Here is a 7,781-nt window from a genome sequence, read left to right on the forward strand (position 1 = left end):
TTTACGTGACGGCCGGGGGCTCCGCCTTCGGGTACGAGCCCAGCACCCTCAGCATCGAGGTGTGGCGCCGGAGATCGGCCAGCGCCGTTTCCATCGCGTCGTCGTCGACGTGCCCGTCCACGTCGAGGTAGAAGACGTAGTCCCACGGCCGCTCGCGGCCGGGCCGGGATTCGATCTTCGCGATGTTGATGCCGCGGGTGGCGATCGCGCCGATCGCCTGGTACAGGGTGCCCGGCTTGTTCGCGACGACGAACACGATCGAGGTCTTGCTGCGCTCGGCCTTCGGTGCGGGCCGCGGATCGAGCACCAGGAAGCGGGTGTAGTTGTTGGGGTTGGTCTCGATGCCCTCCGCGAGGATCTGCAGGTGATAGATGTCCGCGGCCCGCCGGGGCGCGATCGCCGCGCCCCCGGCGGGCCGGTGCTCCGCCACCATCTTCGCGCTGCCGGCCGTATCGCCGAAGACGACCGGCTCGATGCCGTGCCGCCGCAAGAACGCGTCGCACTGCGCGAGCGCCTGCGGATGAGAGTACACCCGCGTCACGCCGGCGAGCGTCGAGCCCGCCGGCGCCATCAGGCAGTGGCGCACACGCAGATCGTACTCGCCGGTGATGAAGAGATCGTGCTTCAGCAGAAGGTCGTAGGTCTCGTTGATGCTGCCGGCCTGAGAGTTTTCCACCGGGACCACGGCGCCGTCCGCGCGGCGCGCGACGACCGCGTCGAACGTCTGCACGAGGTCGGGGCACGGCACCGGCTCGGCCCGGTCGCCGAAGATCCGAAAGACCGCCTCTTCGCTGTTAGCGCCCCGCTCGCCCTGAAAGGCGACGCGCACGCCGACTCCCCCTTTCGCCCGCGGCTTCGTCCCAAGCGTCGACCAGCGTCCGGACCGACCGGACGGCGCCGCCGCTCGTGAAGACGCGGGGCACGCGCAACGGAACGCGCACCAGCAGCTCCCACGCGATCGTCTGCGCCGCCGCGGCGACCTCTTCGACCGGCAGCGCCGGGCCCCACAGCTCGACGTCGTCGCCCGCGCGGACGGCGAGGTCGCCGGCGTCGACGGTCAGTTGATCCATGCTGATCCGTCCCGCCACCCGTACGCGCCGCCCGCCGACCGCCACCTCGGCCGCGCGCCACGCCAGGCGCGGGTACCCGTCCGCGTAGCCGAGCGGCACCGTCGCGATCGTGGTCTCCCGCGGCGCGCGGTACTCGCGGCCGTAGCCCACCGCGGTTCCGGCGGGGACGCGCTTCACCTGCACGACGCGCGCGACGAGGCGCATCGCCGGCCGCAGCGGGACGCGCGCCCCGAGGTGCGGCGCCGGAGAGACGCCGTACACGGCGATGCCGCAGCGCACGAGATCGAAGTGCGCCTCCGGGAGCGCGAGCGTGCCCGCGCTGTTTGCGGCGTGGTACAGCAGGCCCTCGAGGCCCGCGCCGCGCAGCGCCGCCTGGACGCGGGCGAACTCCGCGACCTGCCCGCGGGTCGCGGCGAGGTCGACGTCGTCCGCGGACGGGAAGTGCGTGTAGCAGCCTTCCAGCGCGACCCCGGGGAGCTCCGCGAGCGCGCGGGCCAGCGCCGGCGCATCCGCCGGAGCGCACCCCGCGCGCCCCATCCCCGTGTCCACCTTGAGGTGCAGCCGCGCCGGGCGCCCCGACGGCCTCGCCGCCCGGCTGAGCGCGCGCGCCGCGTCGAGATCGGCGACCCCGGCCGAGAGATCGAGCGCGACGATTCGCGGCGCCTCGTCCGGCAGCGTGAGGTCGAGCAGCACCACCGGCTCGCGAACGCCCGCGCGGCGCAACTCCTCGCCTTCGTCCACGGTCGCGACGCCAAAGCCCCACGCCCCCGCCGCGGCGGCCGCCCGCGTCACCTCGACGGCGCCGTGCCCGTAGCCGTTGGCCTTCACCACCACCAGCAGCTTCGCGGGCGGGACCAGCGCGCCCCGGAGCGCATGAACGTTGTCGCGGATCGCGTCGAGATCGATCTCCGCCCAGCCGGCCCGCAGCGGCCTAGCCGACATGCGTGATGCCCTCGTCGACCGTTCCCGCGCGGACCAGCGCGAGCGCCCGCGGAACCGCGTCGGCGACCTCGTGCGACAAGAGGCCGAGCTCTCCCGGCGCGGCGAGGTCGCCGGCGAGGCCGTGGAGGTACGCCGCGCAGACGGCGGCCTCCCAGGCCGGCAGCCGCTGGGCGAGAAAGGCGGCGACGACGCCGGTCAGCACGTCGCCCGTGCCGCCGGTCCCCATCGCGCCGTTGCCGTTCGGGATGATTCCCGTGCGGCCGTCCGGCGACGCGACGACCGTCCGCGCGCCTTTCAGAATCGTGACGGCACCCGTGGACGACGCGGCGGCGCGCGCGGCGGCGACGCGGTCACGCTGGATCTCGGCGATCGAGGCGCCCACGAGGCGCGCCAGCTCGCCCGGGTGCGGGGTGATCACCACCGGCCCCGGGGCCTCGCGGAGCAACGCGGGGTTGCCGGCCAGCGCATTGAGCGCGTCGGCGTCCGCGACGAGCGGTCCGCCGAGCTGGGGAATGAGACGGCGCACGACGCCTACGACCTCCGCGCGCGTCGTCAGGCCCGGCCCGATCGCGACCACGGCGGGGTGCCTGCCGTCGACGGAGGCGACCGCCTCGCGGATTACGCCTTCCGCCTCGGCGCCGAGAGAGCCGGCGTCGGTCTCCGGGAGCGGGAGCGTCATCGCCTCGGGCAGCGACGCGGTGGGCGCGGTCACGAGCGAGCGCGGGAGCGCCACCGTGACGAGCCCCGCCCCGCCGCGGATCGCGCCGCGGGCCGCCAGCACGGCGGCGCCGGTGAAGCCGCGGGCGCCCGCCACGATGTAGACGTGGCCGTAGGTGCCCTTATGCCCGTCCGCGCGCCGGCGCGGAAACGCGCGGTCGATCCACGCCGCGCGCATCAACTCGGCGCGGATCGGCCCCTCGTCCACGACCGCCCGCGGAATACCGATGTCCGCGACGAAGAGCCGCCCGGCGCACGCCGCGGCCGGAAACTGGACGAGCCCGAGCTTCGGCAGGCCCATGGTGACGGTCGCGGCGGCCCGGATCACCGGCGGCTCCGCCGCCCCGGTCGCGGAATCGATCCCCGACGGCACGTCGACCGCGAGGATCGGAACCCCGGACCGGTTGGCCGCCTCGATGAGGGCCGCGGGCACGCCCTGCGCCGGTCCGTGAAATCCTGTGCCGAACAGCGCGTCGATAATCAAGTCGCAGTCGCGAAGCTGCGCGTCGATATCCGAGGACTGCGCGGTCGTGGCTTCCAGCACGGGGATGTGCCGCCCTCGCACCGAGGGGAGATGCGCCGCGGGCCCGCCGCCGAGTTCGGCGTCGGGCCCGGCCAGTAACACCGTCACCCGCGCGTCTCCGACGAGGTCGCGCGCGGCGACAAGCCCGTCGCCGCCGTTGTTCCCTTTGCCCGCCAGCACGACGACGCGCCGCCCGCCGCGGCCTTCGAGCAGCCGCCGCGCCACCTCGGCCGTCCGCGCGCCGGCCCGCTCCATGAGCGCGGCGACCGTAATGCCCGCGGCTTCGTGCGTCCGCTGCTCGAGGGACGCCATTTCCTTGGGCGTCGGCAGTTTCATCTCGAGAGGCCCGCGCGACGCGGAGTATACGCCGCCGCCACCTCCTCGCTCAGGCCGGCCGCTGTTCCGCCTCGTCGACCAGCATCACGGGGATGCCGTCTCGAATCGGGTAGCGGCGCCCGCACTTGGCGCAGACGAGCCGGTCGCCTTCCTGCTTCACCGGCGTCTTGCAGACCGGGCACGCCAGGATCTCGAGCAGTTCCTTGTCGATCATCGGTCGGTGTCCTCCGAACTCAGCGGGGCGACTTTTCTGCCGTGGCTGAACGATTCGACGGTTCGGCGAAGCCCTTCCTCCAGTCCCACGCGCGCCTGCCATCCGAGGGCGGTACGGATGCGGCTCACGTCGAGATAGATCCGGTAGACTTCGCCCGGGATCGCCGGGCCGTGCTCCGGCGCGCCCGCGGCGCCCGTGAGCGCGCGCAGCCGCGCCTCGATCTCGTTGACCGAGGTGCCCGCACCCGATCCGACGTGCAGCGGCTCGGACAGCGCCCGTCCGAGGACGCGCAGGTTGGCGTCCGCCACGTCGCCGACGTAGACGAAGTCCCGCACCTGCGCCCCGTCGCCGAAGATCACCGGCCGCCGGCCGCGCAGCATCGCCTCGATGAAAATCGCGACGACGCCGGCCTCGGTCGCCGGGTCCTGGCCGGGTCCGTAGACGTTGCCGTAGCGCAGCACCGTCGCGTTGAGGCCGTGCATCCGCCGGTAGTAGGCCATGTACTGCTCGCCGAGATACTTGTGCAGCCCGTACGGCGACGTCGGCAGAATCGGAGCGTCTTCCCGGACCGGCACCGCCGCCGGCTCGCCGTAGAGCGCGCCGGCGGTAGACGCGAACACCACCTGCCGGACGCCGTGGCGCACCGCGAGGTCCAGGACGCGCAGCGTGCCGAGGACGTTCGTCGCGGCGTCTGTGACCGGATCGGCGAGCGACCGCCGCACGTTGGCCTGCGCGGCGTGGTGCGAGACCACGTCCGGCCGCTCCGCCTCAAACACGGCGTCGAGCGCCGCGGACGCGACGTCCACGCGGTGGCAGCGCACGCCGGCCGGCGTGCGGTCCCGCCCGGTGACGATGTCGACGGCGGCGACCGTGTGGCCGGCGTCGCGGTAGGCTTCGGCGACGTGCGCCCCGATGAACCCCGCGCCGCCGGTGACGAGAATCCTCATGCGCCGCGCGGCGTCACTCGACCGTCACGCTCTTCGCGAGGTTGCGCGGCTGGTCCACGTCGTTCCCGCGGAGGCGCGCGACGTGGTAGGCGAAGAGCTGCAGCGGGATGACGCTGAGCACCGGCGCGAGCAGCGGATCGGCGGCCGGGACCTCGAGCAGCGTGTCGACGTGGGGGCGCACCGCCGCCGCGGTGGCGGCCGTGGCCACGCCGACGACTTCCGCGCCGCGCGCGCGGATCTGCTGGATGTTGCTGACGATCTTGTCGACGAGCGCCGGCTGCGTCGCGAGCGCGACGACGAGCACCCCCGGTACCACCAGCGCGAGCGTGCCGTGCTTGAGCTCGCCGCCCGCGAACGCCTCCGAGTGAATGTAGCTGATCTCCTTGAACTTGAGCGACCCTTCCATCGCCACCGGATAGTCGAAGCCGCGGCCGACGAAGAACGCGTCCTCCACGGTATGCAGCCGCTCCGCCAGGCGGATGATCTCGGGCTCGAGCCGCAGGACCGCCTGGGCCTGCGACGGCAGCGCGCGCAGGCCGCGGATCAGCGCGGTCACCGCCGGCGCGGCGAGCGTTCCCCGCGCCTGCCCCAGGGCCCCCGCGAACATCGCGAGCGCCGCGAGCTGCGTCAGATACGCTTTGGTCGAGCACACGGAGATCTCCGGCCCCGCCCGGGTGTATAAGACGTCGGAGGCCTCGCGCGCGAGCGTGCTGCCGACGACGTTCGCGACGGCGAGCGTGCGCGCGCCGCGCGCCTGGGCCTCGCGCGCCGCGGCGATCGTGTCCGCGGTCTCCCCGGACTGGCTGATCGCGAGCGCGAGCGTGCGCGGGCCGATGAGCGGATCGCGGTACCGGAATTCGCTGGCCACGTCGGCCTCGGCCGGCACCCGCGCGAACTGCTCGATCAGCAGCCGGCCGACCAGGCCGGCGTGATACGCGGTGCCGCAGGCGACCAGCCAGACCTTGTCGATCCCGCGCGCGGTCTCCGGCGTCAGCTCGACGCCGTCGAGCTCGATCTCCCGGTCGTCGGGCAGCCGGCCCATCAGGGTCTCCTGCAGCACGCGCGGCTGCTCGTGGATCTCCTTCAGCATGAAGTGGGCGTAGCCGCCCTTCTCCGCGGCCGCCGCGTCCCAGGTGATCCGGGCCGGCGCGCGGGACACCGGACCGCCGCCGATCTTCGCAAGCCGCGCTTCGCCGCGCGTGATCACGGCGATCTCGCCGTCCTCGACGATGATGACGTCGCGCGTGTAGGGCAGCAGCGCGGTCACGTCGGAGGCCAGGATTGCCTCACCCTGTCCGAGGCCGATCACCAGCGGGCTGATCATGCGCACGGCCACGATCTTGTCCGGCTCGTCCGCGGCCAGGACCACGAGCGCGTAGGCGCCCGTCGCCTGGGAGACGGCGCGCTCGACCGCGGACGGCAGGTCGCCCTCATAGGCCTCCTCGATCAGGTGCGCCAGCACCTCGGTGTCGGTGTCCGACTTGAAGGTGTGGCCGCGGGCGGCGAGCGCCGACCGCAACTCGAGGAAGTTTTCGATGATCCCGTTGTGAATGACGACGATCCGGCCGCGGCAATCCGAATGCGGGTGCGCGTTCTCGTCCGACGGGTGGCCGTGCGTCGCCCATCGGGTGTGGCCGATGCCCACGATGCCGTGGACGGGCGAGCGCTCGATCAAGTCCGCGAGACGTCCGATCTTGCCGGCGGCCTTGCGGATCTCGATGCCGCCGCCGTTCAGTACCGCGACGCCGGCGGAGTCATACCCGCGGTATTCCAATCGCCGCAGTCCGTCGAGGAGCACCGGCGCGGCCGGCCGCTCCCCGATATAGCCCATGATGCCGCACATACACGCCTCCGAAGTCCAGGACCGCATGGCGCGCCCGGTAATCTCATCGTGGTAACGAGTCCGCCGATAGGCGGTCCGACGACGGGACGCCTTCGCGCCCCGGTCGCGGTTTCGCGCGCTCCCTTACAGTCTCATGGACAAAATTGGGGCAGCGGCGGACCTGTACCCGCGTGCTCCGGCGGCGTCGGGGCGGGGCGCCCGCGAGCCACCCGCTGCCTGAGGTGTGCGTCCTGAACGCCTTTTGTCCCCGGAGTTGCCTCCGGGTTTTGGCAGCGTCCATGAGGTCCGGACCAGACCTAGGGTCACCCGCCGAATGGGAGCCCGCGGCGAACCCCCGACGCGGCTCCACTGCTCGAGATCCCCTGCCTCGTCAACTCACCGCGCGACCATCGACGACGACGGTGAGTTCCGGCGCTTGCAAACCGTGTCTCCCCGCCACCTCCCTGTCCCGGCGTACCCACGATCCCGCCGGCTGCGATTAAGATTATTCCATCTGTTCGTCGATCCTGCCAACCCCTCAAAGCGGCCGCACCGGAACATCGAGCGGCACATCGAGCAGAACGGGCCCGGGCGCCCCGAGCGCGCGCCGGAGCGCGCGGGGAAGTTCGGAAACGCCCACCTGCTCCGCCGCGACCCCAAACGACCGTGCCATGCCGACCAGGTCCACGCCGGGCACATCCGTTCCCGGATATGTGCCCGCCCGCGCCGCCTGGCCGCCGAGGCCGGCCAGCCCGTGCTTGAGAATCGTGTAGCCGCGGTTGTTCAGGACCACAAAGGTCACCGCGATGCCGTAACGCGCGGCCGTCCAGAGACTCTGCGCGGCCATCAAGACGCCGCCATCGCCGACCATGGCCAGCACGCGCCGGTCCGGGCGGCCCAGTTTCACGCCCAACGCCGCCGGCATGCCCCACCCGATCGTCCCGCCCTTCTCGCCGAAGAGCGACCCCGGGACCGTCCGCGGGATGCGCGACAACACCGCCGTGCGCGCGGAAATGGCCTCCTCGACCAGGATGTCCTCGGGGCCGAGTACCGCGGCCACGGCCTCGGCCGCGGCTTCGTACGGATCGCCGGCCGGAGCCGTCGCGGCGGCAGGCGTCGACCCCGCCGCCCCGCGCGTCCCCCCGAGCGCGGCGCGCAGGGCGGCGAGCGACGCCGCGAGGTCGCCGGGCACGCCGGCCGCGACCGGATG

7 protein-coding genes are annotated in these 7,781 nt (G+C 73.1%); all 7 read right to left on the reverse strand.

The annotated features are described in order from the left end of the window. Position 1: 1 nt before the first annotated feature. Entirely contained in the window at positions 2-829 is an 828-nt protein-coding gene (gene pheA, locus VFL28_14380) for a prephenate dehydratase (GenBank protein ID HET7265848.1), read from the reverse strand. Beyond that, positions 795-2,012, reverse strand: a complete 1,218-nt coding sequence (gene alr, locus VFL28_14385) for an alanine racemase (GenBank protein HET7265849.1) — start codon at positions 2,010-2,012, stop codon at positions 795-797. The genes pheA and alr overlap by 35 nt, the downstream gene beginning before the upstream one ends. Further along, the gene (locus tag VFL28_14390; protein ID HET7265850.1) at positions 2,002-3,588 is read right to left on the reverse strand and encodes an NAD(P)H-hydrate dehydratase; all 1,587 of its coding nucleotides are present in this window, start codon (positions 3,586-3,588) and stop codon (positions 2,002-2,004) included. The genes alr and VFL28_14390 overlap by 11 nt, the downstream gene beginning before the upstream one ends. Positions 3,589-3,637: 49 nt before the next feature. Continuing rightward, positions 3,638-3,802 (reverse strand): Trm112 family protein, encoded by a 165-nt coding sequence (locus VFL28_14395; protein ID HET7265851.1) that lies wholly within the window; start codon positions 3,800-3,802, stop codon positions 3,638-3,640. Next, the gene (locus tag VFL28_14400) at positions 3,799-4,749 is read right to left on the reverse strand and encodes an NAD-dependent epimerase/dehydratase family protein (protein HET7265852.1); all 951 of its coding nucleotides are present in this window, start codon (positions 4,747-4,749) and stop codon (positions 3,799-3,801) included. Before VFL28_14400 ends, VFL28_14395 begins: the two co-directional genes overlap by 4 nt. Before the next feature lie 13 nt (positions 4,750-4,762). After that, positions 4,763-6,592: a glutamine--fructose-6-phosphate transaminase (isomerizing) gene (gene glmS, locus VFL28_14405; GenBank protein ID HET7265853.1), complete on the reverse strand. Its 1,830-nt coding sequence runs from the start codon at positions 6,590-6,592 to the stop codon at positions 4,763-4,765. Positions 6,593-7,109: 517 nt separating this feature from the next. After that, positions 7,110-7,781, reverse strand: a 672-nt coding sequence (locus VFL28_14410; GenBank protein ID HET7265854.1) for a thiamine pyrophosphate-dependent enzyme, incomplete at its 5' end; no start/stop codon positions are given.

It is taken from the genome of bacterium, assembly GCA_035691305.1.
GTDB lineage: Bacteria > Sysuimicrobiota > Sysuimicrobiia > Sysuimicrobiales > Segetimicrobiaceae > DASSJF01.